General features: G+C 66.4%; 24 protein-coding genes. 13 read left to right on the top strand and 11 right to left on the bottom strand.

Features of this window, described 5'->3' with window-relative positions; all coding sequences use genetic code 11:
• Window positions 1-2,676 carry an excinuclease ABC subunit UvrB gene (gene uvrB, locus GV161_RS11900; RefSeq protein WP_152016070.1) on the bottom strand — a complete coding sequence of 892 codons (2,676 nt, stop codon included), beginning with the start codon at window positions 2,674-2,676 and terminating at the stop codon, window positions 1-3.
• Between the two features lie 140 nt (window positions 2,677-2,816).
• Here uvrB and GV161_RS11895 point away from each other — a divergent pair, with 140 nt between their 5' ends.
• Window positions 2,817-2,993, top strand: coding sequence for a hypothetical protein (locus GV161_RS11895; protein WP_159650235.1), 177 nt, complete (start codon window positions 2,817-2,819; stop codon window positions 2,991-2,993).
• On the opposite strand, the gene GV161_RS11890 is transcribed toward GV161_RS11895, so the two are convergent.
• On the bottom strand, window positions 2,990-3,175 hold the full coding sequence (locus GV161_RS11890; protein ID WP_152016071.1) for a hypothetical protein: 186 nt from the start codon (window positions 3,173-3,175) through the stop codon (window positions 2,990-2,992). The genes GV161_RS11895 and GV161_RS11890 overlap by 4 nt on opposite strands.
• Window positions 3,172-3,393, bottom strand: a complete 222-nt coding sequence (locus tag GV161_RS11885) for a DUF2945 domain-containing protein (protein WP_152016072.1) — start codon at window positions 3,391-3,393, stop codon at window positions 3,172-3,174. The genes GV161_RS11890 and GV161_RS11885 overlap by 4 nt, the downstream gene beginning before the upstream one ends.
• A 74-nt stretch (window positions 3,394-3,467) precedes the next feature.
• On the opposite strand from GV161_RS11885, the gene GV161_RS11880 reads away from it, so the two are divergent.
• The 3 genes from GV161_RS11880 (at window position 3,468) to GV161_RS11870 (ending at window position 5,927) form a co-directional block, all read left to right on the top strand.
• Window positions 3,468-3,911: a tetratricopeptide repeat protein gene (locus GV161_RS11880; protein WP_152016073.1), complete on the top strand. Its 444-nt coding sequence runs from the start codon at window positions 3,468-3,470 to the stop codon at window positions 3,909-3,911.
• Between the two features lie 93 nt (window positions 3,912-4,004).
• A complete protein-coding gene (locus GV161_RS11875) occupies window positions 4,005-5,363 on the top strand; it encodes an esterase-like activity of phytase family protein (RefSeq protein ID WP_152016074.1) in 1,359 nt (452 codons plus the stop codon).
• A 201-nt stretch (window positions 5,364-5,564) separates the two neighbouring features.
• Complete coding sequence (locus tag GV161_RS11870) at window positions 5,565-5,927, top strand: SPW repeat protein (protein WP_193219567.1); 363 nt, start codon at window positions 5,565-5,567, stop codon at window positions 5,925-5,927.
• Between the two features lie 78 nt (window positions 5,928-6,005).
• Here GV161_RS11870 and GV161_RS11865 read toward each other — a convergent pair whose 3' ends face one another.
• The 3 genes from GV161_RS11865 to GV161_RS11855 all read right to left on the bottom strand — a co-directional run bounded on the left by GV161_RS11865 (window position 6,006) and on the right by GV161_RS11855 (window position 11,506).
• The gene (locus tag GV161_RS11865; RefSeq protein WP_152016075.1) at window positions 6,006-9,530 is read right to left on the bottom strand and encodes a molybdopterin cofactor-binding domain-containing protein; all 3,525 of its coding nucleotides are present in this window, start codon (window positions 9,528-9,530) and stop codon (window positions 6,006-6,008) included.
• Window positions 9,527-10,018, bottom strand: a complete 492-nt coding sequence (locus tag GV161_RS11860) for a (2Fe-2S)-binding protein (RefSeq protein WP_152016076.1) — start codon at window positions 10,016-10,018, stop codon at window positions 9,527-9,529. The genes GV161_RS11865 and GV161_RS11860 overlap by 4 nt, the downstream gene beginning before the upstream one ends.
• A gap of 291 nt (window positions 10,019-10,309) precedes the next feature.
• The gene (locus GV161_RS11855) at window positions 10,310-11,506 is read right to left on the bottom strand and encodes an amidohydrolase family protein (protein ID WP_152016077.1); all 1,197 of its coding nucleotides are present in this window, start codon (window positions 11,504-11,506) and stop codon (window positions 10,310-10,312) included.
• A 152-nt stretch (window positions 11,507-11,658) separates the two neighbouring features.
• On the opposite strand from GV161_RS11855, the gene fdxA reads away from it, so the two are divergent.
• From fdxA to GV161_RS11840, 3 genes are all read left to right on the top strand, one after another.
• Complete coding sequence (fdxA, locus tag GV161_RS11850; RefSeq protein ID WP_152016078.1) at window positions 11,659-11,988, top strand: ferredoxin FdxA; 330 nt, start codon at window positions 11,659-11,661, stop codon at window positions 11,986-11,988.
• A 60-nt stretch (window positions 11,989-12,048) separates the two neighbouring features.
• Window positions 12,049-12,822, top strand: a complete 774-nt coding sequence (locus GV161_RS11845; RefSeq protein WP_152016079.1) for a ferredoxin--NADP reductase — start codon at window positions 12,049-12,051, stop codon at window positions 12,820-12,822.
• Between the two features lie 141 nt (window positions 12,823-12,963).
• Window positions 12,964-13,206, top strand: coding sequence for a DUF3297 family protein (locus GV161_RS11840; RefSeq protein WP_152016080.1), 243 nt, complete (start codon window positions 12,964-12,966; stop codon window positions 13,204-13,206).
• On the opposite strand, the gene GV161_RS11835 is transcribed toward GV161_RS11840, so the two are convergent.
• Window positions 13,185-13,688 (bottom strand): DUF1772 domain-containing protein, encoded by a 504-nt coding sequence (locus GV161_RS11835; protein ID WP_152016081.1) that lies wholly within the window; start codon window positions 13,686-13,688, stop codon window positions 13,185-13,187. The two genes, GV161_RS11840 and GV161_RS11835, sit on opposite strands and share 22 nt — an antisense overlap.
• An 84-nt stretch (window positions 13,689-13,772) precedes the next feature.
• On the opposite strand from GV161_RS11835, the gene GV161_RS11830 reads away from it, so the two are divergent.
• Window positions 13,773-14,216: a MarR family transcriptional regulator gene (locus GV161_RS11830; RefSeq protein ID WP_152016082.1), complete on the top strand. Its 444-nt coding sequence runs from the start codon at window positions 13,773-13,775 to the stop codon at window positions 14,214-14,216.
• Here GV161_RS11830 and GV161_RS11825 read toward each other — a convergent pair.
• Window positions 14,213-14,746: a GNAT family N-acetyltransferase gene (locus GV161_RS11825; protein WP_244624182.1), complete on the bottom strand. Its 534-nt coding sequence runs from the start codon at window positions 14,744-14,746 to the stop codon at window positions 14,213-14,215. The genes GV161_RS11830 and GV161_RS11825 overlap by 4 nt on opposite strands.
• Before the next feature lie 242 nt (window positions 14,747-14,988).
• On the opposite strand from GV161_RS11825, the gene GV161_RS11820 reads away from it, so the two are divergent.
• The 3 genes from GV161_RS11820 (at window position 14,989) to GV161_RS11810 (ending at window position 18,033) form a co-directional block, all read left to right on the top strand.
• Window positions 14,989-15,756 (top strand): YiiX/YebB-like N1pC/P60 family cysteine hydrolase, encoded by a 768-nt coding sequence (locus tag GV161_RS11820; RefSeq protein ID WP_152016083.1) that lies wholly within the window; start codon window positions 14,989-14,991, stop codon window positions 15,754-15,756.
• Between the two features lie 67 nt (window positions 15,757-15,823).
• Complete coding sequence (gene lepA, locus GV161_RS11815) at window positions 15,824-17,629, top strand: translation elongation factor 4 (protein WP_152016084.1); 1,806 nt, start codon at window positions 15,824-15,826, stop codon at window positions 17,627-17,629.
• A 95-nt stretch (window positions 17,630-17,724) separates the two neighbouring features.
• Window positions 17,725-18,033 (top strand): hypothetical protein, encoded by a 309-nt coding sequence (locus tag GV161_RS11810; protein WP_152016085.1) that lies wholly within the window; start codon window positions 17,725-17,727, stop codon window positions 18,031-18,033.
• A gap of 54 nt (window positions 18,034-18,087) precedes the next feature.
• Here the strand turns inward: GV161_RS11810 and GV161_RS11805 are convergent, their stop codons facing one another.
• Window positions 18,088-18,699 carry an HAD family phosphatase gene (locus GV161_RS11805; RefSeq protein WP_152016086.1) on the bottom strand — a complete coding sequence of 204 codons (612 nt, stop codon included), beginning with the start codon at window positions 18,697-18,699 and terminating at the stop codon, window positions 18,088-18,090.
• Between the two features lie 128 nt (window positions 18,700-18,827).
• Here GV161_RS11805 and GV161_RS11800 point away from each other — a divergent pair, with 128 nt between their 5' ends.
• Window positions 18,828-19,736 carry a protein-methionine-sulfoxide reductase heme-binding subunit MsrQ gene (locus GV161_RS11800; RefSeq protein WP_152016087.1) on the top strand — a complete coding sequence of 303 codons (909 nt, stop codon included), beginning with the start codon at window positions 18,828-18,830 and terminating at the stop codon, window positions 19,734-19,736.
• A gap of 3 nt (window positions 19,737-19,739) precedes the next feature.
• On the opposite strand, the gene GV161_RS11795 is transcribed toward GV161_RS11800, so the two are convergent.
• Together GV161_RS11795 and GV161_RS11790 are read right to left on the bottom strand one after the other, a co-directional pair.
• Entirely contained in the window at window positions 19,740-20,999 is a 1,260-nt protein-coding gene (locus GV161_RS11795; RefSeq protein WP_152016088.1) for an allantoate amidohydrolase, read from the bottom strand.
• A 234-nt stretch (window positions 21,000-21,233) separates the two neighbouring features.
• Window positions 21,234-21,980, bottom strand: coding sequence for an SDR family NAD(P)-dependent oxidoreductase (locus GV161_RS11790; protein WP_152016089.1), 747 nt, complete (start codon window positions 21,978-21,980; stop codon window positions 21,234-21,236).
• 177 nt (window positions 21,981-22,157) lie between these two features.
• Between GV161_RS11790 and GV161_RS11785 the strand changes: the two genes are divergently transcribed.
• Window positions 22,158-23,126, top strand: coding sequence for an NADPH:quinone reductase (locus GV161_RS11785; protein ID WP_152016090.1), 969 nt, complete (start codon window positions 22,158-22,160; stop codon window positions 23,124-23,126).

The following is a 23,126-nucleotide window of genomic DNA, read 5'->3' as shown; positions in this document are numbered from 1 at the left end:
TTATCTCCCCCTCCTTCTCCTTCTCTCCCCCGCCCCCTTCGGCCGCGCCTCCGGCACCGGGCCCATCTCGTCCAGCGTAGGCTTCCTCGGCCGTGCGACGCTCGCCTTCGGCTTCCCCTCCCCGCCGCCCCAGTTGTGCGGGCCCATGTCGGCGTCGGTCGGCTTGCGGGCGCGGGTCGGCAGATTGGCCGAGGCGCCGTAGCTGCGCTCGCCCCGGTATTTGCCGGCGGAGGATTCGACATCGCTTTGGCGGGCGAGCGGGTCGTCGGCGATGGCGAGTTCGGTCGCCTGCAGGCGCTTGATCTCGTCGCGCAGGCGGGCGGCGGTCTCGAATTCGAGGTCGGCAGCGGCCTCGCGCATGCGCTTCTCGAGATCGGCGATCGCGGCCTTGAGGTTGTGGCCGCTGGTCGGGCCTTCGACCAGGCCCTTGTCGACGGTGACATGGTCGCGCTCATAGACCGAGCCGAGGATGTCGCCGATGGCGCGCTTGATCGTCTGCGGCGTGATGCCGTGCTGGGCGTTGTAGGCCTCCTGCTTCTCGCGGCGGCGATTGGTCTCGGCCATCGCGCGCTCCATCGAGCCGGTGACATGGTCGGCATAGAGCACGACCTTGCCGTCGACATTGCGGGCGGCGCGGCCGATGGTCTGGATCAATGAGGTCTCGGAGCGCAGAAAACCCTCCTTGTCGGCGTCGAGAATGGCGACGAAGCCGCATTCGGGGATGTCGAGGCCCTCGCGTAGCAGGTTGATGCCGACCAGCACGTCGAAGGCGCCGAGGCGCAGATCGCGCAGGATCTCGATGCGCTCGATCGTGTCGATGTCGGAGTGCATGTAGCGCACGCGCACGCCGTTCTCGTGCAGGTACTCGGTCAGGTCCTCGGCCATGCGCTTGGTCAGCACGGTGACGAGGGTGCGGTAGCCCTTGGCCGCGACCTCCTTGACCTCGTCCAAGAGGTCGGCGACCTGGTGCTTGGCCGGGCGGATCTCGACCGGCGGGTCGATCAGCCCGGTCGGGCGGATGACCTGCTCGGTGAAGACGCCGCCGGTCTGGTCCATCTCCCAGCCGCCGGGCGTCGCCGAGACATGGACCGAGGACGGGCGCATCGCATCCCATTCCTCGAAGCGCAGCGGCCGGTTGTCCATGCAGGAGGGCAGGCGGAAGCCGTATTCGGCCAAAGTCGCCTTGCGGCGGAAGTCGCCTTTATACATCGCGCCGATCTGCGGCACCGTGACGTGGCTCTCGTCGGTGAAGACGAGGGCGTTGTCGGGCAGGTACTCAAACAGGGTCGGCGGCGGCTCGCCCGGCTTGCGGCCGGTGAGGTAGCGCGAATAGTTCTCGATGCCGTTGCAGGAGCCAGTCGCCTCGATCATCTCGATGTCGAAGGTGCAGCGCTGGTCGAGCCGCTGCGCCTCCAAATAGCGGCCCATGCGGTTGAGCTCGTCGAGCCGGCCCTTGAGCTCCTCCTTGATCGACTTGACCGCCTGGTTCAGCGTCGGGCGCGGCGTGGTGTAGTGCGAATTGCCGTAGACCTTGATGAATTCGAGCTCGCCGGTCTTCTGCCCGGTCAGCGGATCGAATTCCGAGATCGACTCGACCTCGTCGCCGAACAGGCCGATGCGCCAGGCGCGGTCCTCATAGTGGGCCGGGAAGAGCTCGACCGTGTCGCCCCTCACTCGGAACGAACCGCGGGCGAAGTCATGCTGGGTGCGCTTGTATTGCAGCGCCACGAGGTCGGCGATCAGCTGGCGCTGCTCGATGCGCTCGCCGAGCTTCAGCGAGAAGGTCATCGCCGTGTAGGTCTCGACCGAGCCGATACCGTAGATGCAGGAGACCGAGGCGACGATGATGACGTCGTCGCGCTCCAGCAGCGAGCGCGTCGCCGAATGGCGCATGCGGTCGATCTGCTCGTTGATCGAGGATTCCTTCTCGATATAGGTGTCCGAGCGCGGGACGTAGGCCTCCGGCTGGTAATAGTCGTAATAGGAGACGAAGTACTCGACCGCGTTGTCGGGGAAGAAGCTCTTGAACTCGCCATAGAGCTGGGCCGCCAGCGTCTTGTTCGGCGCCAGGATCAGCGCCGGGCGCTGCGTCTTCTCGATCACCTGCGCCATGGTGAAGGTCTTGCCCGAGCCGGTGACGCCGAGCAGCACCTGGTCGCGCTCCTGCCGGCGGACGCCGTCGACGAGATCGGCGATCGCGGTCGGCTGGTCGCCGGCCGGCTCAAAATCCGACTTCATCTGGAAGCGGACGCCGCCCTCCGACTTCTCGGGACGATCGGGCCGGTGCGGCGTCCAGGGCTTGCCGGGCTCGATGAAGGGGCTGCCGGTCTCGAGCAGCGCCTGCAGCGACTTCGCCGTCAGCGAGGCCGCGCTGTCGCTGTCAGGATCGAAGGCGGCATCGGCTTTTTTGGAGAGTTTTCGCGGCTTGCTCTCGCCCGGCGCGCTCGGCCGCGCCTCGTAACCGGCCTGCGGTGTGTCGCTGAAGCCTGACGCGCCGCCCGGCACCGCCTTGCCGCGGTTGATCGCCGGGTTGAGCAGGTCGGCGAGATAGCCGTCGAGCGGCTTGAGCTCGGGCTTGCTCGCCTTCGAGTTCGGCGTGCGAGTCGCGGCGGATTTCTTCGCGGCCTTTGCCTTGCTGGGGGCAGTGTCGGTGGTGTTGTCGGTGCTCTTGGGCATGGCCGGAATATGGGCGCGATTTGCGGCGGATGCGAGAGGGCGCGGCGCTGGCGTGAGCGCATTGGTGACAGGAGTTGACAGGAGAAATGATTTCAACTTTAACGTGAGCTTACCATAAAATACACTCGAAAGAAGTGGGCATGGTGGGGGACGGGAGCTCGCCCGATGCGACGGAGGTCGAGGCCTTCATCGTACGCTGGCGCATGTCGGAAGGGGCGGAACGAGCATCGTTCCCATCCTTCATCAGCGAGTTCTGCGAGCTGCTGCGGACGGAGCGCCCGCAGCCTCCGACGAGCGATGCCGAAGCGGTCGCCTAGCTGACCATGCGCTCGACCGTCTCGGCGCTCAGCCGGCGGCGGTTGCTGAGATCGCGCGCCCGGGCGACGCCGATCACGGTGCCGCCGCGGTTGAACTCACGGCGCAGGCGCAGGCGCAGGCCCATCCCGGCATTCTCGGCGACGCGATGCTTCGGGGTCAGGTCGACATGGGCGATGCTCATCTGTCTTCCTCGAGTTCGCTGTGCGACTTCAGCGCGTAGCCGCCGCGCGGCTGCGTCACCAGATAGGCCGGGTTTTCCGGCGAGGCGTTGCGTCGGACTTCAATGCCCTTGATCGTGCGGGTCACCGGTTCGGTGAAGACCTGTTCGACGCGGCCTCTGGCCGTGTGGGCGCCCCAGCGCCAGGTCACCTTGGTGTCCGTCTTGAATGTCGTCGTCACGTTGCAGCTCCGTGCTCTGCTGGTGGAAACGTCGGGGCCGTGCTTTGGTTTCGGCTGGCGGCAGGGAGGATGGGATGCGCGGTTCTGTCGGCGGCGTGCTGGCGCTGTTTCTCTCGCTCGGGACGGCGCAGGCGGTCGGCCCCGACTGGACCCATCTCGACGAGGACGCCGATTACCGTCAGGCACGGCGCTGGATCGAGGAGAAGAACTACGCCCCGGCGGTCGAAAAGCTGATGACCCTGCTGAAGCATCAGCCGGATTCGCCGGTGCTGCTGAACTGGATCGCCTTCTCGCAGCGCAAGCTGAAGAACTACCCGGTCTCGAAGCAGTTCTACGACGCCGCGCTGGTGCGCGATCCGACCTATCTGCCAGCGCTGGAATACCAGGGCGAATGGTTCATCGAGACCGGCGACATGGCCTCGGCCAAGGCCAATCTCGACAAGCTCGCCAGGCTCTGCGGCCGCTGCCATGAGTGGCAGGATCTCGATGAGGCTATCCGCAAGGCGGAAGGCAGATAGCGCCGTCACGCAAGCGTCACGGCGCTGTCGCGCCTCTGCAAACTCCGGACGCGAAGCGGGGCCGTCCCGCTTTTCCTGAACCCGGAGTGTTCCATGCGTCTGCGCCTCGCCGCCGCCCTGCTTCTGTCGTCCACCATGCTCGCCGGCGCGCAGGATGCGCCCAAGGAGTTCCCGGCCAAGCTGGTCGGCCATGCCCTGCTGCCGGCCAACACCATCATCCCGGCTCCGGCCGATGCGCCGGCCGATCTCAAGGTTTCCGGCAAGTTCACCACCCCGGGCAAGCGCGTCGAGCAGGTCGGCGCGGTAATGGGCACCTCGGGCGGCCGTCCGACCGGCCTCTCCACCCCCTTCGCCGGCCAGCCGGTGCAGGGCTTCTCCGGCATCCGCTCGCTGGGCAATGGCGAGTTCCTGGTGCTGACCGACAACGGCTTCGGCGCCAAGGCGAACTCGCCGGACGCGATGCTGTTCTTCCATAAGCTCAAGGCCGATTTCGAGGGCGGCAAGATCGAGCGCACCGCGACCACCTTCCTGCACGATCCCGACAAGAAGGTGCCGTTCCGCATCGTCCATGAAGGCACCGAGAAGCGCTATCTGACCGGCGCGGATTTCGATCCGGAATCGATCCAGCCGATCGGCGGCAAGTACTGGATCGGCGAGGAGTTCGGCCCCTACCTGATCCGCGTCGACGCCAACGGCAAGGTCGAGGCGGTGTTCGAAACCACCGTCGACGGCAAGCCGGCCCGCTCGCCCGACCATTACGCCGTGACCACGCCGGCTGCGCCGAACCTGCCGGTCGAGTTCAATGTCCGCCGCTCCAAGGGCTATGAGGGCATGGCGCAGTCCCCGGACGGCCGCTTCCTCTATCCGCTGCTGGAAGGCCCGCTCTGGAACGCCGAGACCAAGGGCAATGAAGAGGTCGACGGCAAGGAAGTGCTGCGCATCCTCGAATTCGACGTGCAGAACGAGAAGTGGACCGGCCGCTCCTGGTTCTTCCCGCTGGAGCAGAAAGGCCTCGCCATCGGCGATTTCAACATGATCGACGCCACCACCGCGCTGATCATCGAGCGCGATAACGGCGAGGGCACCGCCGACCGCGCTTGCGCTGCCGGCCAGAAGGGCCCGGACTGCTTCCACGACCTCGCCAAGTTCAAGCGGATCGTGAAGATCGAGATGACCGACGCCAATGTCGGCAAGCCCGTGCGCAAGGTCGGCTATATCGACCTGATGAAGATCGCCGATCCCGACAAGAAGGCGAAGCAGGGCGCGATCGACGGCGTGCTGCCCTTCCCGTTCTTCACCATCGAGAACGTCGACGTGGTCGATCTCGCCAACGGCATCATCGTCGTCGGCAACGACAACAATCTGCCGTTCTCGTCGTCGCGCGATCCGAAGAAGGCGGATGACAACGAGCTGGTGCTGCTGCAGGTCAAGGAACTGCTCACGGCCAAATGAGCCGCGCGGCTCGCCAAGTCACGGCGAAGTCGAATACTACCTGCACAAAGTCGTCAGGCGTCTCATGGCCGGCTCTCGCCGGCCATGTCCGTTTATCGCCCAGTCCTTGAGCTGCTTCTATCTTAGGCGTATAATGATCGCGACCAAGCGCCTCGTGCGTGAGGCGCCGTGGTTGGATGATCTTCACCGATGGAGGTGATCATGTTAACCGCGAATATGAGTGGAAAACGGCCGCAGGACTGGCTCAACCTGATCCTCGGCGCACTCCTGTTCATCTCGCCCTGGATGATGGGTTTCCTGGCCGACACCATGCCGACCCGCAATGCCTGGCTCGTCGGGGCCGTGCTCGCCCTGATCGCGATCGCGGCGCTCACCGCCTTCGCGGAATGGGAGGAATGGGTGAACCTGGCGCTCGGCCTCTGGCTGATCGCCGCGCCCTGGGTGCTCGGCTTCACCGGCAATACCGGCGCGTTCCGGACGCATCTGATCCTCGGCCTGCTCACGGCGCTCGTCTCGGCCTGGGCGGTCTGGGACTACCGGCACGAGCCGCACGCCACGGCCTGAACGATCGGCCGGGCTCGCTCGACCAGCGGGCCCGGTTTCCGCCGTCCGGAATCGCAAGAGTGGCCCGAACCTGCGCGCTCAGTGCGCCGCCTTGCGTGCCCGGGCAATCGTACCCTCGACATCGCTCCAGGCCGGCTTCTCCGGCGCAAAGCGCCCGCGCAGATAGGCCGCCAACTCGGCAAGCTGCCGATCGTCGAGCGCGGTCGCGAAGGACGGCATCGAGCCGATGCCGTGCTGGCCGCCTTCGAGCAGCATGTTGACGAGGTTGGTCGGCGTCGCGGCATGCAGCTTGGATGAGAGGCCCAGCATCGGGCCGGCATTGAGCAGAGGCGCGGCGCGGCCGGTCTCGTGGCAGGCGGCGCAGGCGCCGTCATAGAGGCGCGCAACCGGCGAGGTCGCGGGATTGTTGACCCGCGCCGTCTGCTGCTCGATCCGCGCCGCCAGCGCTTCGGCTTCGGCTGCGGGTAGAGGTTCGTTCAAGGAAGCCAGATAGGTCGCCATCGCTCGGATATCGGCGTCGGGCAGCTCTTTCAGCTCGGCGATGACAGGCGCCATCGGGCCCGAGGCTGCGCCGTGCTGCTGCGAGGTGCCGGTTTTCAGATAGGCGTAGAGTTCGGCTTCGCTCCACGGGATCGGCCCGGCCGAGAGCTTTGTCAGCGCCGGCGCCACCCAGCCCTCGGCTTCGCCGCCAGCGAGATAGGCGCTGCCGCCCTTCTCGGCACCGAGCGCGTTGCGCGGCGTGTGACAGGCGCCGCAATGGCCGAGGCCGTCGACGAGATAGCGCCCGCGATTCCATTCGGCGGAGCGGGCGGGATCGGATTTCAGCTCGCCGCCGCGATTGAACAGCAGGTTCCAGCCGGCCAGCAATGGGCGCAGGTTGAAGGGAAAGGTGAGCTTGCTCGGCTCGTTCTCCTGCCGCACCGCCGGCTGCGACATCAGGAAGGCGTAGAGCGCCTGCAGATCGGCCTCGCTCGCTTTCGCGAAGCTCGGATAGGGGAAGGCCGGATAGAGCTGGCGGCCGTCGCGATGCAGGCCGGCGCGCATCGCCCGCTCGAAGGCGGCATAGGACCAGGTGCCGATGCCGGTCTCGACATCGGGCGTGATGTTGGTGGTCATCACCGTGCCGAAGGGCGTCGGCAGTGCGAAGCCGCCAGCATAAGGCACGCCGTCCTTGCCGGTATGGCAGACGGCGCAGGCGCCGAGCGCCGCGAGCTGGCGGCCGCGCTCGATCGTCGCCGCCGACCAGGTCGAAGGGTCCGGCCGGGCGATCGGGGCGATCGACGGGGCGAAGGCGAGCGAGACCGCGGCGAAGGTCGCTGCTCCCGCGACCGCGGCGCCGAGCTTGCTCCACCAGGGCTGGCGTTTTGCCGGCTCGCGCGGCGGGGCTTTCAGCAGCATCGAGCCGTTGAGGCCGGCGAGCACGCGCTCCGGCGTCAGCGGCAACTCGCGAAAGCGCACCCCGGTCGCATCATAGACCGCGTTGACGATCGCCGCCGCGCTCGGGACCGAGGCCGACTCGCCCGCGCCCATCGGCGGCAGATGCTGCCGGTCCATCAGCATGACGTCGATCGCCGGCAGCTCCGGGAAGGTCAGCACCGGATAGGAGCCCCAGTCGCGGCTGGCGACGGCCGTGGTCTGCGAGAACGTCACCTCCTCGCGCAGCACCCGGCTGGTCGATTGCAAGACATTGCCGTGGATCTGGTGCGTCACCCCGGCGGGGTTGACCATCATGCCGGTGTCCTGGCCGACGGTGACGCGATTGACCGTGACCTCGCCGGTCGTCCGATTGACCGCGACATCGGCGACCCAGGCGGCCCAGGCGGCGCCGACTCCCGGCCAGCTGCCATGGACATAGCGCGCCTGGGCGAAGCCGCGCCCGCGCAGCACCTCGCCGTCGGCTTGCATGCGCGGGCCGACATGCGGCTGCCAGTTCGCCCGCTCGGCCGTCGCCCGCGTCAGCTCGGCGGCGCGCTCGTCATTGATGTGGCGCAGGCGGAAGTCGACGGGGTCGACGCCGGCCTCATGCGCGAGCTCGTCGATATAGCTCTCATGGGCGAAGACGTTCGGCATGGCCGAGACGCCGCGCAGCCAGGACGCCCTAATGATCGGCGGCATGTCATAAGCCGTCAGCCGCATGTTCTCGTAGTTGTAGGACGGCACCGCCGTGCGATCGCCCATCCGCAGCGTCGCCGGCTGGTTCGGGATCCGCCCGGTCAGCAGCAGCGCCAGGGTCGGCGCGGCATTGGACGGGTACCAGGTGTGGAAGTCGTAGGCTTTCAGCGAGCCGCCGGGGCCGAGCCCGCCCTTGATGTCGATCAGCTGGGCCGCGCCCTTCGGCTCCCAGAGATGCTCCTGCTCGCGAGTGAGCTGGACCCGCACCGGAGCGCCGACCGCCCGCGACAGCAGCACCGCATCGGCGACGACGTCGTCGGCGCAGTTGCGGCCATAGCAGCCGGCGGCCTCGAAGCGGATGACGTCGATCCGCTCCTTCGGCAGGCCGGTGAGCACGGCAAGGTCGTTCTGCAGCGGATAGGGGTTCTGGCTGCCGGTCCAGACAGTGATCCCGCCCTCGCGCACATCGGCGACGGCACAGGACGGGCCGATCGAGCCGTGCATGTGGTAGGGCCAGACGTAAGATCGGTCGAGCCGGGTCTCGAGGCCCTCCAGCGCCGTCTCGACATCGCCCTCCTCGGCGAGCAGGCGCGGCGTCGAGGGATGGGCGCGCAGCGCCTGGCCGAGATCGGAGAGGTCGGGCGGGGTGAAGTCGCGCCATTGCGCCTTCAGCTTCAGCGCCGCTTCCGCCGCCTGCTCCTCGCGCTCGGCGACGATACCAATGAAATCGCCCTCGACCACCACGGCGCGGATGCCGGGCACGTCGGCAATCGAGTCGCGATCGACCGAGATCAGGCTCCAGCCGACGAAATCGCCGGCATCCATGCCGGCATAGGGCGGGCGCACCACCCGGCCATGCAGCATGCCGGCGACGCGGACGTCATGGACGTAAGCGAAGCTGCCGGTGACCTTGGCGGGGATGTCGACGCGGGCGACCGAGCGGCCGACCAGCTTGTGCTGGTCGACCTGCTTGAACTCAGCGCTCTCGGCCAGCGGCAGCAGGATGCGCTCATTGGCGAGCAGCGCATCGAGCGCGATGGCGGGGACCGTCTCACCCTTGCGCGAGATCACGCCCTCGCTCAGCGCGATCTCGTCCTCGCCGCAACTGAGCGCAGCAGCCGCGAGCGTGATCAATCTGGCGCGAATCTGGGTCGCCGCGATCCGTATCGCGACCGAGGTGACCTGGATCGTCTCGCTGGCGATGGTCGGGCCCTGATCGGGCGTCGCGGTGGTGTCGCCGAGCACCATCTCGACGGCCGCAAGCGGGAAATCGAGCTCCTCCGCCACCATCTGGGCCAGCGCCGTGCGGATGCCGGTACCGAGGTCGACATGGCCGTTGAAAGCGAGGACGCGGCCTTCCGCCGTCAGGCAGACATGCAGGTCAAGCCCGTCCTCCGGCGCGGCGTCCGCGGCTGCGCCCTTGCGCGGCGCCACAACGCCGATCACGCCGGCGCGCTTCAACAGCGCCTTGCGGGAGATGGGTTCGCTCATGACGCCGCCGCATCCTGCCGGCTGTGCTCGGCGGCGAGCATCACCGCCCTGACGATCTCGACATGGGTGCCGCAGCGACAGAGATTATGGCGCAGTGCCTCGCGCACCTCCGCCTCGCTCGGATTGGGCTGCACGTCGAGGAAGGCTTTCGCCGTCATCACCATGCCGGCGATGCAATAGCCGCATTGCGCCGCCTGCGCATCGATGAAGGCCTGCTGGATTAGGTGCGGCGCTTCCACGCTGCCGAGCCCTTCGAGCGTGACGATCTCGCGCTCCGCCGCCAACCTGACCGGCAGGGCACAGGCGCGCGCCGCCTGACCGTCGATCAGCACCGTGCAGGCGCCACATTCGCCAAGGCCGCAGCCGAATTTCGGACTGTTGAGGCAGAGGTCGTTGCGCAGGAAGAACAGCAGCGGCGTCCGGGCTTCGCCCTCGACCTCATGGCTCGCGCCGTTGACGCGAAGCGTGAAGCGCTGCGTCGCCCTCATGGCTCGCCCGAGCGGGGCGAGGCGCGCCTGATCGTCCTGATCGTCACGGCCACCGAGATCGTTCGTATACGAATGAGAATAATGACAAATCGAAGCGCGCCGCAAGCGGGATTTACCGCGCACTGTCTTTCCGGGGCAGGCCGAAGGCCTGAGCCCGGAACCCATGACCATGCCGCCGGTCCATAAGGCCCCTGAGAGCGCCGAGTGCTACGTCGGAACGTCGTGTTCATGGGTTCCGGGTTCGCCGCGACGCGGCGCCCCGGAATGACCGTGGAGCCTGCGAACGGCCGCTCAGTGCCCCACCGACGGGATCTTCTCCGCCGGCGGGGTGTTGCGGCTGATGCCGCTGCGGACGATGCCGTCGATCACGATCATGCCGATGCCAGGCAGGTCGCCGAGCTGGATCGAATCGAGGAAGTTCCTGCCGGCCGAGTGCTGGGCCTTGTCCATGAAGACGAAATCGGCAGTGCGGCCGACTTCGATCAGCCCGCAATCGAGGCTGCGCATCCGGGCGGTGTTGCCGGTAGCGAAGCAGAACGCGACTTCGGCCGGGACATCGCCGAGCGAGGACAGCATTGAAACCATGCGGACAATGCCGAGCGGCTGCACGCCGGAACCGGCCGGCCCGTCGGTGCCGAGAATGACACGCTTGAGATCGCCCATTTCGCGAGCGACACGCAGCGTATAGAGCGCGGCGCGCTCATTACCGTTATGGACCAGTTCGAGGCCGCGCTTGCAGCCCTCGCAGATGCAGCGGATCTCCTTGTCCGGCAAAGCGGTATGGCCGCCATTGATGTGGCCGACCACGTCGGTATCGGCTTCCAGCACGACGTCGGCACCGATCAGTCCGGAGCCGGGGATCGAGGGGCCGCCGGTGTGGATCGTCGACTGGATGCCGTATTTGCGGGCCCAGGCCACCATCTCCCTGGCGCGCGCGCCGTCCTTGACGCCGCCTAGCCCGACCTCGCCGAGCAGCTTCACGCCGGCATCGGCCAGGTCCTTGAAGTCCTGCTCGACCATGCCGGGCTCGATCACCGGCGCGCCGGCATGGACCTTGACGCCGCCGGGGCGGAAGGCGGTGAAGGCGCGCTGCGCGTAGATCGCCATGGCTTTCAGGCCAACGATGTCCTTGGGTCGGCCGGGCGTATGCACCTCGCCGGCCGAGATCATGGTGGTGACGCCGCCGTGCATGGTTGAATCGATCCAGCCGAGCTGGTTCTGACGCGGCGTCCAGTCGCCGGCGACCGGGTGGACATGGCTGTCGATCAGCCCGGGCGAGAGCACGGTGCCGTTGGCGTCGATGACGGTGTCTGCCCCCTCTGTATCGAGATCCTTGAAGCGACCGACCGCGGCGATCCGGCCGCCGATGGCAATGAGCGTATCGGCTTCGAGGATCGGACGCTCGATGTCGCCGGAGAGCATCAGGCCGATATTCTTCACCACCAGCTTGTGGGTGCTGCTGACCGTCGTCGCCTGCTGTTCAGCCATCGTATCCGCCCTGTCGTCCGTTGCCAGAAATCCGCCGCCATCCTCATCGCCACGAGCCCGGTTGACAAGCACGGTGGGGCGCGACATATTGTTTGTATACGAATGAATTTCTGCCCCGTCCGGCCCCGGCTGTCAAGCAGCAAGGATCGCGCATGCCTTACGCCGTCACCAGCGCCTGCATCCGTTGCAAGTACATGGATTGCGTCGAGGTCTGTCCGGTCGACTGCTTCTATGAGGGCGAGAACATGCTCGTCATCCACCCGGACGAATGCATCGACTGCGGCGTCTGCGAGCCGGAATGCCCGGCCGAGGCGATCGTCGCCGACAGCGCCGACGGAGCCGAGCAATGGCTGACCTTGAATGCCCGGCTGGCGCCGCTCTGGCCGAACATCACGCAGAAGAGCGAGCCGCCGGCTGATGCCGACGACTGGAAGGGAATACCGGACAAGATCGACCTGCTTTCCGAACGCCCAGCAGTATGATATTGGGTGGCCTGTATCCGATAATCTGCTAAATCGCTAGACTATCTGAGGATCGACGAGATGAGCAATTTCTACGAGGAGCGCGTCCTCTCCGTCCATCACTGGACCGATACGCTCTTCAGCTTCACGACGACCCGCGACACGACCTTCCGCTTCAAGAACGGCCAGTTCACGATGATTGGGCTCAAGGTCGGCGAGAAGCCGCTGCTGCGCGCCTACAGCGTCGCCAGCACCAATTACGACGAGAACCTCGAGTTCTTCTCGATCAAGGTGCCGGATGGCCCGCTGACCTCACGCCTGCAGAACCTGCAGGTCGGCGACCCCATCATCATCGGCAAGAAGGCGACGGGCACGCTGGTGCTCGACAACCTCAAGGACGGCAAGCGGCTGTTCCTGCTCGGCACCGGCACGGGCCTCGCACCGTTCCTGTCGCTGATCCGCGATCCCGAGACCTACGAGCGCTACGAGAAGGTCGTGCTCATGCATGGCTGCCGCCAGGTCTCGGAACTCGCCTATGGCGAGCGCATCCAGAAGGAACTGCCGAACGACGAGTTTTTGGGCGAGATGATCCGCGAGCAGCTGATCTACTACCCGACCGTGACGCGCGAGCCCTTCCGGAACCGCGGCCGCATCACCGACCTCATCACCTCCGGCCAGCTCTTCAGCGATACCGGCCTGGGCCCGTTCGATCCGGCCGGCGACCGCTTCATGCTCTGCGGCAGCCCGCAGATGCTGGTCGACCTCAAGCAGATCTTCGAGGAGCGCGGCCTCGAGGAAGGCAATCACGGCGAGGCCGGCGACTACGTCATCGAGAAGGCCTTCGCCGAACGCTGAGATCCGGCATAGATCATTCAGAACGGCCGGCCTTTACCTTCAGGCCGGCCGTTCTGCATTCGCGGTCCGCCTTGCACTTTTGCCGAACGCGCCATGGCCTGCTACCTGTCCGGCAAATCACCTCTGCAGACGAGTAGCGCCATGACCGACACCCTTCCCGACCGGCTGTCCTCCAACCCCAACAGCCCCTTCTACAACGAAGAGCTGCTGGCACGGGATATCGGCGTCCGCTTCAAGGGCGTCGAGAAGACCAATGTCGAGGAATACTGCATCAGCGAGGGCTGGGTCCGCCTCACCGCCGGCAATGCCAAGGACCGCCACGGCAACCCGATGACGGTGAAGCTCAAAGGCGCGGTCGAGCCCTATTTCCGCAGCGCGGAATGAGGCTTGCCGCGGGCGATCGCCAGCGCGAAAGCGGCGGTCGCCAGCACCGATAGTCCGGCACGCACGGCGTGGAGCGATCCCCAGCGCTCGATCAATGCCCGGCTCGCCGCTCCCGCCTGCTCGGCTCCGAGTACTAGCAGTGCATTGTTCACCGGCGCGATCACGATCAGCGTGAACGGCAGGTTGGCGAATATCAGCGCCGAGCCGACCAGCCAGAGCGGGTTCCGCATCCGCCAGAAGGCGAGCGCGCCTGCAAGGCTCGCCAGCACCGCGAGCCCGGCCTGCATCCGCGCCGCGCGCGGGTAGCTTTCCTGCCAGTGCAGCAGCAGCGGAGCATCGGTGAGCGCGAGCCGCGCCGGCTGCTCGGCGATGAGGATGTAGATCGCCGCGCCAGCGAACAGCGTCGCCAGGATCAGCGCGACGAGGCCCGTGGCGGAAGCACCGCTTTTCTGCGCGGTCGCATCGAGACTGGAGTCAGGCATGGCCATCTCCTCGAAATGAATAGCATGCTATATATTATTGCATAGCATGCTGTTCAACTGCAAGCTTTCCGGATCGAGCCCTGCATGACCAGCTTCAAGACCAGCTCCGCCGGCTATCTCGCCAATCATGTCGCCCGCCTGTTCGCGCGCGAGCTCGCCGAGGCGGTGCGCCCGCTCGGCCTCGCGCCGGCGCAGTTCATGGTGCTGCTCGAGCTCTGGCGCGAGGACAGGTTGACGCAGAAGGACCTGGTCGGCCGGCTCGATGTCGAGCAGGCGACCATGGCGGCAACGCTCGCCCGAATGGAGCGCGACGGGTTGATCGAGCGCCGCCCCGATCAGGCCGATGCCCGCGCCCGCCGCATCCAGCTCACTGCGCGAGCACGGGCGCTGCAGGCGCCGGCCCTTGCGGCGGCCAAGGGCGTCAATACGCGCGCTTTGGCCGGTTTTTCCGAAGCAGAACGCGAAGTGCTGCTGTCAGGCTTGCGCCGGATCGTCGGATTATTGTCGCGCAGCGCCGAGCTCGGTTAGCCCAACTGTTTGTAGAAGAAGGTCGAGCCGCAATCGCGCCCATCAGGCATCAACGCATAGCGCGGGATGGTGCCGACCTCCGTCCAGCCCAGCCGGTTGTAAAGCCGGCGTGCGGCTCCGGCCTCGTCGGTATCAAGCACCAGCAGGTCGCGCCCAAGCGCCAGCGCGGTGGCCTCCGCCGCCAGCATCAGCGCCTCGCCGATGCCGCGGCGACGCGCCCGCGAATGCACCAGCACCTTGGCGATCTCGGCGCGATGCGGCTGGTTGGGCTTCCCGACCGGGTGAAGCTGGGCCGTGCCGACGATGCCGCTGCCGTCACGCGCAACGAAGAGCTGGATGCGGCCAGCGGCGACCTCCACCGCAATGCCACGCCAGAAGCTCTCGAAATCGGCAGATGTGTTCCAGTCCATGAAGCCAACCGAGGCGCCGTTCGCCACGGAATCGCGCAGGATCTCCGCCAAGGCCGGCACAGCGGCCTGCGTTGCATCCCCATCGAACTGCTCGATGATCATCATGTCCGGCACCGTCATGATCCCTCTCCTCGCACCGCCAATCAGCGGCACAATCCATTATGCAAGATTAATTCCAACATAATGGATGAAGTCAGGGCAAGATCGCTGCAGCTCGCCGTCAACCCGGATTTTACGACGTTCGGCGAATTCCGGTCTCCCCTGCCCAAATCAGCCAGGTGATTTCCGAAAAAGTCACGGGCTCGCGGTTTACTCGGAGCCGGAAGACGCCGGAAACGGCGCCGGCGCAAGGGGAGGCGTCGATGAACAGGGGACTGGACTTCATCGGCCGGTCGGTGGTCCGCTTCATCACGCGCGGCAAGCCGCAGGCAGCTCCGGTCGACGCGAAGGCGCTGGCCCGGCTCAAGGCGGCGCTGCGGCCGGGCGATGTGCTGCTGGTCGAAGGGCACATGAAAGTCTCGGCCGCGATCAAGTACCTGACGCAGTCCACCTGGTCGCATGCCGCGCTCTATGTCGGCGAAACCGGGCAGTTCAGCCCCGAGGGCGAGCCGCTGGTGCTGGCCGAGGTCGAGATGGATGTCGGCTGCGTGCTCTCGCCGCTGTCGAAATACGGCGCCTTCGGCACCCGCATCTGCCGGCCGCAGGCGCTCGACCGCGAAGGCCGTCAGAGCGCCGTCGATTACGTCCTCGCCCGGCTCGGCACGCAATACGACCTCAAGAACATCCTCGACCTGGCGCGCTGGCTGGTCCCGATCCCATGGGCGCCGGCGAGCTGGCGCCGGCGCATGATCGCGCTCGGCTCCGGCGATCCGACGCGGGCGATCTGCTCGACGCTGATCGCCCAGGCCTTCGAGGCGGCGCGCTATCCGGTGCTGCCGACCGTCGAGTATGCGCAGGCGATGGGCGCGGAGGAACTCCGTGAAGTCTTGCACATCCGGCATCATTCGCTCTACATGCCGCGCGATTTCGACATCTCGCCCTATTTCGCCGTGGTCAAGCCGACGCTGGAAGCGGGCTTCGACTATCGGGCGCTCAACTGGGCGCAGGAGCGCCAACTCGCGGCAGAATAGCGCGGCGGCGCAGCAAACCAGTGGTGTGACCCTTGGCGCAACCCGCGCACACTGCTATGGCGCGCGCATGAGCACCCGCAGTTTCGACAACATCCGCAATTTCTCGATCGTGGCGCATATCGACCACGGCAAGTCGACCCTCGCCGACCGGCTGATCCAGCAGACCGGCACGGTGGCGGCGCGCGACATGAGCGAGCAGATCCTCGACTCGATGGATATCGAGAAGGAACGCGGCATCACCATCAAGGCGCAGACCGTCCGCCTCGACTACAAGGCCGAGGATGGCAAGGATTACATCCTGAACCTGATGGACACGCCCGGCCACGTCGACTTCGCCTATGAGGTCTCGCGTTCGCTGGCGGCTTGCGAAGGCTCGCTCCTCGTCGTCGACGCCTCGCAGGGGGTGGAGGCGCAGACGCTGGCCAATGTCTACCAGGCGCTCGACGCCAACCACGAGATCGTCACGGTCCTCAACAAGATCGACCTGCCGGCCGCCGAGCCGGAGCGGATCAAGCAGCAGATCGAGGATGTGATCGGGCTCGACGCCTCCGAGGCGGTGCCGATCTCGGCCAAGACCGGCCTCAACATCGAGGGCGTGCTCGAAGCCATCGTCAAGAAGCTGCCGGCGCCCAAAGGCGATCTCGAAGCCCCGCTCAAGGCTCTGCTGGTCGACAGCTGGTACGACGCCTATCTCGGCGTCGTCGTGCTCGTGCGCATCATCGACGGCGTGCTCAAGAAGGGCATGACCATCCGGATGATGCGCGCCAACGCCAGCTACGGCGTCGACCGCGTCGGCGTGTTCAAGCCGAAGATGCTCGAAGTGAAGGAGCTCGGCCCGGGCGAGGTCGGCTTCTTCACCGCCTCGATCAAGGAAGTGGCCGACACCGCCGTCGGCGACACCATCACCGACGACAAGAAGCCGATCGCCGAGCCGCTGCCGGGCTTCAAGCCGGTGCAGCCGGTGGTGTTCTGCGGCATCTTCCCGGTCGACGCCGCCGATTTCGAGGTGCTGCGCAGCGCCATGTCGCGGCTGCGGCTGAACGATGCCAGCTTCTCCTATGAGATGGAGACGAGCGCCGCGCTCGGCTTCGGCTTCCGCTGCGGCTTCCTCGGGCTGCTGCATCTGGAGATCATCCAGGAGCGGCTCGAGCGCGAGTTCAACCTCAACCTGATCTCGACGGCGCCTTCGGTCGTCTACCATCTCAAGCTGCGCGACGGCACGACGCTCGAACTGCACAACCCGGCCGACATGCCGGACGTGATGAAGATCGAGTTCATCGAGGAGCCCTGGATCCGCGCCACTATCTTCACGCCGGACGAGTATCTCGGCTCGGTGCTGAAACTCTGCCAGGACCGGCGCGGCCTGCAGATCGACCTCAACTATGTCGGCTCGCGCGCCAAGGTCGTCTACGACCTGCCGCTGAACGAGGTGGTGTTCGACTTCTACGACCGGCTGAAGTCGATCTCGAAGGGCTATGCCTCCTTCGACTACAACATCACCGACTATCGCGAGGGCGACCTCGTGCGCATGTCGATCCTGGTCAATGCCGAGCCGGTCGACGCGCTCTCCATGCTAGTCCACCGCTCGCGCGCCGACGCCCGCGGCCGCGCGATGTGCGAGAAGCTCAAGGATCTGATCCCGCCGCACATGTTCCAGATTCCTGTCCAGGCCGCCATCGGGGGCAAGATCATCGCCCGCGAGACCATCCGCGCGCTGCGCAAGGACGTGACCGCCAAGTGCTATGGCGGCGACGCCTCGCGCAAGCGCAAGCTCCTGGACAAGCAGAAGGAAGGCAAGAAGAAGATGCGGCAGTTCGGCCGCGTCGAAATCCCGCAGGAAGCCTTCATCGCCGCGCTGAAGATGGACGACTGAGCCGCGAGGCTCGGCCGAAGCGTCCACAGGTCGGGAACCATTTCCCCCGGCACGATGTTGATCCTCCAGCCTTCAACCGAAGGGAGGACAGCATCATGGACAGACGCTCATTCCTCGTGAGCCTGATCGGCGGCCTGGCAGCGGCCGGCAGTCTTGGCACGGCGGTGCTCGCGGCACCGCAGCCGAAATCGGCAGTAGAGCCGCCCCTGCCGGAGCCTGCGCCGCAGGTTGATGCGGAAGCGCTCGACAAGGCCGACGCCGACTACGCCCGGTATTATTATCGCCGTCGGCGGCGCTGGCGCAGGCGTTACTGGCGCCGCCGCCGCTACTACTATCGGCCGCGTTACTACTACCGCCGCCGCTATTACCGGCCGCGCTATTATTATCGCCGCCGCTACTGGTAGCGTTCCAGCGTGACCATCCTGCACAGTTCGGCTGCGCAGGATGGAAAGCACGGGTCAGAGATTGGCGCCGAGCCCGCGCAACTCGGCCCTGAGGTCGATCGGCTCGACGAAATGCACCGCCTGCATCCCGACCGAGCGGGCCGCCTCGACATTCTTGGCGCTATCGTCGACGAAGATGCACTCGCCGGCATCAAGCCCATAACGCTCCAGCAGGACGTTGTAGATCGCCGGGTCAGGCTTGAGCAGCCGCTCATGCGCCGAGACGATGACGCCGTCGAAACTCTGCAGGAACGGGAAGCGGATCAGGCACTCCGCCCATTTCTCGCGCGAGAAATTGGTGATGGCATAGACCTGTTCGCCCTTCGCCTTGAGCGCGGCAAGCGTCGCGACGCTGGCTTCGATCGTCGAGGGCACCGTCTCATGCCAGCGCTCGTCATAGGCCTTGATCTCGGCTTCCCATTCCGGATGCTCGGCGACCAGCAGCCCGACTGCTTCGGACCAGGGCCGACCGCGATCCTGCTCGATATTCCAGGCGGCGGTGCAGACATTCCTGAGGAACCAGTCGCGCTTGGCATCATCCGGGATCAAGCTGCGGTAGAGATGGAACGGATCCCAGCGCAGCAGGACATTGCCGACGTCGAACACGACCTTGCGATTGGCAGGCATGGATAGGCTTCTCCACTCCGTTTGCGGCGACGGGGTCGACGCGACTCACGCCCTTGTGTGCGGGCTGGCGTAACCTTCACACCGATTCTGGCGTATTCGCGTTGAGGCTCGGCAACAAGGCACAGTTCATGGATTCAGTGGGAACAGGCAGCTATTGGCCATGGAATGACCGGCAGGGGCGCTTCTCCGCTCTGCGCGCCGCCTGCTTCGCGCTCGTGCTCGTCCCGGCGCTGATCCTCGCCTTCCAGGCCTGGACGCACCAGCTCGGCTCGAAGCCGTGGACGCAGGCCGTGCACGACACCGGCACCTGGGCGCTGCGCATCCTCGTCATCACGCTCGCGATCACGCCGCTGCGCCGCATTCTCGACTGGAACAAGCTGATCGGCATCCGCCGCATGCTCGGCTTGTCGGCCATGGCTTATGCACTCGGCCATCTCGCGCTCTATTGCATCGACCTCGCCTTCGACTGGGGGCTTATCCTCTCCGAGATCGTCAAGCGCTTCTATCTCGTCGTCGGCATCACCGCCCTGATCGGCCTTGTGGCGCTCGGCGTCACCTCGACCGACGGGATGATCCGCCGGCTCGGCTCGGGCCGCTGGCAGCGCCTGCACAACATCGTCTACGTGATCGCCTGCCTCGGCCTGTTCCATTTCGCGCTGCAGTCGAAGATCGACGTCACCCAGCCGGTGCTGCTGACCGGGCTGTTCGCGTTGCTGATCGCTTGCCGCGGCCTCAACCGGTTCAAAATTCCGTTGAGCTTCACCTCGCTGGCGCTGACGGGCCTCGCGACCGGTCTTGCCACCGCACTAGCCGAGACGGCTTGGTATGCCTTCGCCACGGGCGCCTCGGCCTGGCTGATCTTCCAGGCCAATGCCGACATCGTCGTCTACCAGGACTGGGCGGCACTGCGGCCCGGCCACTGGATCGCGCTCACCGGGCTCGCGCTGGCGGTCCTGCACCTCTTCCGCAAACCGGCACCGAAGCCTGAGCGGCGCCAACGCCGGCCCGCGATGGCCTCAGAAGCCGCCGGCGGCTGAGGTTCAGCCCTCGCGCCGCGCCAGTTCCAGGATCGTCTCGATCAGGACGCGGATGGCGATGCCGGCATCGAGCTCGGTCATGTTCTCCAGCGGCGAATGGCTGATGCCCTTCTCGCAGCGCACGAACAGCATGGCCGAGGGGCAGAGCCGTGCCATCGCCATGGCGTCGTGGCCCGCGCCGGAGGGCAGGCGGCGGGCCGAGAGATTCGAGCCGGTGCGGGCGATGCCGGTGGCGAGCGCCTCCTGCAGCTCGGCCGCCATCGGCGTCGCATCCTCGCGCGAATAGGGTGTGATGGTCAGGCCGACGCCGCGCCGGGCCGCGATCTCGCCGAAACGCTGCTGGATCTGCCGTTCCATGGCGGCGACGGTCGCGCCAATGGGCGCGCGATAGTCGATGGTGAAGTCGACCGCGCCGGGCACGACGTTCGTGGCCCCCGGATCCGGCCGGAAGACGCCGACCGTGCCGACCGCCTGATCATGGCTGCCTGCGATCTCCTCCAGCGCCAGCGCCATCTCGGCGGCGGCGGTCAGCGCATCCTTGCGGAGCTTCATGGGAACGGTGCCGGCATGGCCGGCCTCGCCGTTGACGCGCACGGCAGCGCGGCTCTGGGCATTGATCGCGGTGACGATGCCGACCGCCTCGTTCTCGACCTCGAGCACCGGGCCCTGCTCGATATGGACCTCGAGATAGGCCTTGACCGAGCCCGGCTTGCGGGCGAGCGCCGCGATCCCCGCGGGATCGCCGCCGAAGGCGACGAGGGCGTCACGCAGCACGACGCCCTCGGCATCGCGTGAATCGAGCCAGGCCGGATCGTAATGGCCGATCAGCGCCGAGGAGGTCGAGAGCGAGGTCGGGAAGCGCACCGTCTCCTCGTCGCCGAAGGCGATCACTTCGAGCGCGAAGGGCAGGATGATGCCGGCGTCGCGGATTGCCTGCGCCGCCAGGATACCGGCGACGACGCCGAGATTGCCGTCGAAGCGGCCGCCATCGCGGACCGTGTCGATATGCGAGCCGATCAGAACCGCCGGCAGACCGAGGCTCGCGCCTTCGCGCCGCCCCTGCACCGAGCCGGCCGCGTCGATGAAGGTGGTCAGCCCCGCAACCTCCATCGCGCCCTTGACGTATTCCGCGCCCTGCCGGTGAGAGGGCGAGAGGTAAAGCCGGGTCAGCTTGCCTGGTTCGTCGCTGAAGCGGTTGAGGCCGGCGAGCGTAGCGAAGGCACGGGCGCCAAGGACGGCGGGAGAAGGCAGGGTCGTGGTCATGGCTTCAATCTAACGGGCCGGCCGTGGACGTGGCCAGCCCGCTTTAGCGCGACAGGATCGATTGGCGAACTAGTGTCGTGATTTCGAAGTTCGCTCTCGGTCGATATCAGGTGCGGAGCGAACTTCGAAATCAAAGAACGACACTAGAAATCAAAGAGTTGCTAGTGTCCCTGATGATTCTGAAATTCGCTCCGCACTTGATATCGGGCAGTGGCGAATTTCAGAATCGGGACACTAGTAAGTCGCGCGCCCGCCCGAGAGGTCGAAGACCGCCCCCGTCGTGAAGCTGTTCTCGGCCGAGGCCAGGAAGGCGACCATCGAGGCGACCTCGTCGGGCTGCAGGAAGCGCCCGCGCGGGATCTTGGCCAGCATGTAGCCGATATGCTCTTCGCTCATCTGGTCGAAGATGCGGGTGCGGGCGGCGGCCGGGGTGATGCAGTTCACCGCGATGTCCTGCTGGGCCAGTTCCTTGCCGAGCGATTTGGTCAGGGCGATCACCGCCGCCTTCGAGGCCGAATAGGCCGAGGCGTTGGGGTTGCCCTCCTTGCCGGCGATCGAGGCGACCAGCACCAGCCGGCCGTAATTGCGCTTGATCATACCGGGGATCACCGCCTGGCAGCAATGCAGGGTGCCGTCGACATTGAGGCGCATGATCTTGGCCCATTCGTCGAGCGGGTATTCCCAGGTCTTCAGGTTCGGCCCGGCGATGCCGGCGCTGGTGACGAGGATGTCGACGCTGCCATGGCGCTGTTCGAGCTCGGCAGCGGCCGCATTCACGGCCTTGGCGTCGGTCACGTCGATGGCAAGGCCGCTCGCAGCCGGGCCGATCGCGGCGGCGGCCTCATTGGCGAGCTTGCCGTCGAGATCCCAGATCGCGACCTTGGCGCCGCTGGCGGCGAGACGTTCGGCAACGGCCCGGCCGATCCCCTGCGCCCCGCCGGTGATGATGGCGACCCGGCCCTTTAAATCGATTTGGTTCATTGAAAGAATGCCCCTTGTGACGTCGGGAGAAGCCTAACCGAAAGGGCGCGCTGACGAACATCCCATTTCACATGAGAGGGTTGCATTCGCCCGGCGTCTCGATCGTATCAAGGCTCGTCAGAGCGGCTCCATCCCGTTATTCTGCCGAGCATGCTCCTGAATGTGGAGGCGGCCGTCATGCGCGCCGTGTTCTACGAAGCCAATGGGCCTGCTCGGGACGTGCTGCGGATCGGCGAGATGCCGACGCCTGATCCTGGCCCCGGTGAGGTGCGAGTGCGCCTGCGGACCTCGGGCGTCAATCCCTCGGACGTGAAGAGCCGCGGCCATCGCAAATCGGCCTTTCCCAGGGTGATCCCGCATAGCGACGGCGCCGGCCAGATCGAGGCGGTCGGTGCGGGCGTCCCGCAATCGCGTATCGGCGAGCGCGTCTGGATCTGGAACGGGCAATGGCAGCGCCCGTTCGGAACAGCCGCCGAGCAGATCGCGCTGCCTGCCCGGCAGGCGGTGCGCCTGCCTGACGATATCGGCTTTGCGGAAGGGGCTACGCTCGGGATACCCGCGCTGACCGGCTTCCATGCCGTCGAGCTGGCCAGAGCCGAGAACGGCGCGACCGTGCTCGTATCGGGCGGCGCGGGCTGCGTGAGCCAATACGCCATCCAGTTCGCCAAAGCGCGGGGCGCGAGCGTCGTCACGACGATATCCTCGCCGGACAAGGCTGTGGCCGCACGCGAAGCCGGCGCCGATCATTGCATCGACTACAGGCGCGAGGATGTCGGTGCGCGCGTCGCCGAGATCACCGCCGGGCACGGCGTCGATGCGATCATCGAGATGAACCTGGCGGCCAATGCCGGCCTGATATCCGCGACATTGCGGCCGAAGGGCCGCGTGATCGTCTACGGCACCGATGCGGAGGCGACGATCCCGGCCTTCGCCTGCCTGGTCAACTCCGTCACGCTGCGCTTCTTCCTGATCTACCAGCTCGACGCGGAGCAGCGCGATCGCGCCATCGCCGGCGTCACCCGCGCGCTCGAGCAAGGGTGGTTGGTCAGCCGCATCGGGCCGAGCTTTCCGCTTGCCGAAACTGCCGCAGCGCATGAAGCGGTGGAACAGGGGACGATCGGCAACGTCGTCGTGACCATTCCCTAG

It is taken from the genome of Bosea sp. 29B (assembly GCF_902506165.1).
In the GTDB taxonomy this organism is placed as follows: domain Bacteria; phylum Pseudomonadota; class Alphaproteobacteria; order Rhizobiales; family Beijerinckiaceae; genus Allobosea.
Note: the sequence above shows the minus strand (reverse complement) of the source record. Positions and strands in the feature narration are given on the sequence as shown.

What these genes read in the sequence shown, in the direction of transcription:
- uvrB (WP_152016070.1), bottom strand. Translation starts at nt 2,676, where the DNA reads ATGCCCAAGAGCACCGACAACACCACCGACACTGCCCCCAGCAAGGCA.
- GV161_RS11870 (WP_193219567.1), top strand. Translation starts at nt 5,565, where the DNA reads ATGTTAACCGCGAATATGAGTGGAAAACGGCCGCAGGACTGGCTCAAC.
- GV161_RS11830 (WP_152016082.1), top strand. Translation starts at nt 13,773, where the DNA reads ATGACCAGCTTCAAGACCAGCTCCGCCGGCTATCTCGCCAATCATGTC.
- GV161_RS11880 (WP_152016073.1), top strand. Translation starts at nt 3,468, where the DNA reads ATGCGCGGTTCTGTCGGCGGCGTGCTGGCGCTGTTTCTCTCGCTCGGG.
- lepA (WP_152016084.1), top strand. Translation starts at nt 15,824, where the DNA reads ATGAGCACCCGCAGTTTCGACAACATCCGCAATTTCTCGATCGTGGCG.
- GV161_RS11865 (WP_152016075.1), bottom strand. Translation starts at nt 9,530, where the DNA reads ATGAGCGAACCCATCTCCCGCAAGGCGCTGTTGAAGCGCGCCGGCGTG.
- GV161_RS11890 (WP_152016071.1), bottom strand. Translation starts at nt 3,175, where the DNA reads ATGAGCATCGCCCATGTCGACCTGACCCCGAAGCATCGCGTCGCCGAG.
- GV161_RS11860 (WP_152016076.1), bottom strand. Translation starts at nt 10,018, where the DNA reads ATGAGGGCGACGCAGCGCTTCACGCTTCGCGTCAACGGCGCGAGCCAT.
- GV161_RS11845 (WP_152016079.1), top strand. Translation starts at nt 12,049, where the DNA reads ATGAGCAATTTCTACGAGGAGCGCGTCCTCTCCGTCCATCACTGGACC.
- GV161_RS11825 (WP_244624182.1), bottom strand. Translation starts at nt 14,746, where the DNA reads ATGACGGTGCCGGACATGATGATCATCGAGCAGTTCGATGGGGATGCA.
- GV161_RS11805 (WP_152016086.1), bottom strand. Translation starts at nt 18,699, where the DNA reads ATGCCTGCCAATCGCAAGGTCGTGTTCGACGTCGGCAATGTCCTGCTG.
- GV161_RS11820 (WP_152016083.1), top strand. Translation starts at nt 14,989, where the DNA reads ATGAACAGGGGACTGGACTTCATCGGCCGGTCGGTGGTCCGCTTCATC.
- GV161_RS11810 (WP_152016085.1), top strand. Translation starts at nt 17,725, where the DNA reads ATGGACAGACGCTCATTCCTCGTGAGCCTGATCGGCGGCCTGGCAGCG.
- GV161_RS11795 (WP_152016088.1), bottom strand. Translation starts at nt 20,999, where the DNA reads ATGACCACGACCCTGCCTTCTCCCGCCGTCCTTGGCGCCCGTGCCTTC.
- GV161_RS11855 (WP_152016077.1), bottom strand. Translation starts at nt 11,506, where the DNA reads ATGGCTGAACAGCAGGCGACGACGGTCAGCAGCACCCACAAGCTGGTG.
- GV161_RS11785 (WP_152016090.1), top strand. Translation starts at nt 22,158, where the DNA reads ATGCGCGCCGTGTTCTACGAAGCCAATGGGCCTGCTCGGGACGTGCTG.
- GV161_RS11895 (WP_159650235.1), top strand. Translation starts at nt 2,817, where the DNA reads ATGGTGGGGGACGGGAGCTCGCCCGATGCGACGGAGGTCGAGGCCTTC.
- GV161_RS11835 (WP_152016081.1), bottom strand. Translation starts at nt 13,688, where the DNA reads ATGCCTGACTCCAGTCTCGATGCGACCGCGCAGAAAAGCGGTGCTTCC.
- GV161_RS11840 (WP_152016080.1), top strand. Translation starts at nt 12,964, where the DNA reads ATGACCGACACCCTTCCCGACCGGCTGTCCTCCAACCCCAACAGCCCC.
- GV161_RS11875 (WP_152016074.1), top strand. Translation starts at nt 4,005, where the DNA reads ATGCGTCTGCGCCTCGCCGCCGCCCTGCTTCTGTCGTCCACCATGCTC.
- GV161_RS11790 (WP_152016089.1), bottom strand. Translation starts at nt 21,980, where the DNA reads ATGAACCAAATCGATTTAAAGGGCCGGGTCGCCATCATCACCGGCGGG.
- GV161_RS11800 (WP_152016087.1), top strand. Translation starts at nt 18,828, where the DNA reads ATGGATTCAGTGGGAACAGGCAGCTATTGGCCATGGAATGACCGGCAG.
- fdxA (WP_152016078.1), top strand. Translation starts at nt 11,659, where the DNA reads ATGCCTTACGCCGTCACCAGCGCCTGCATCCGTTGCAAGTACATGGAT.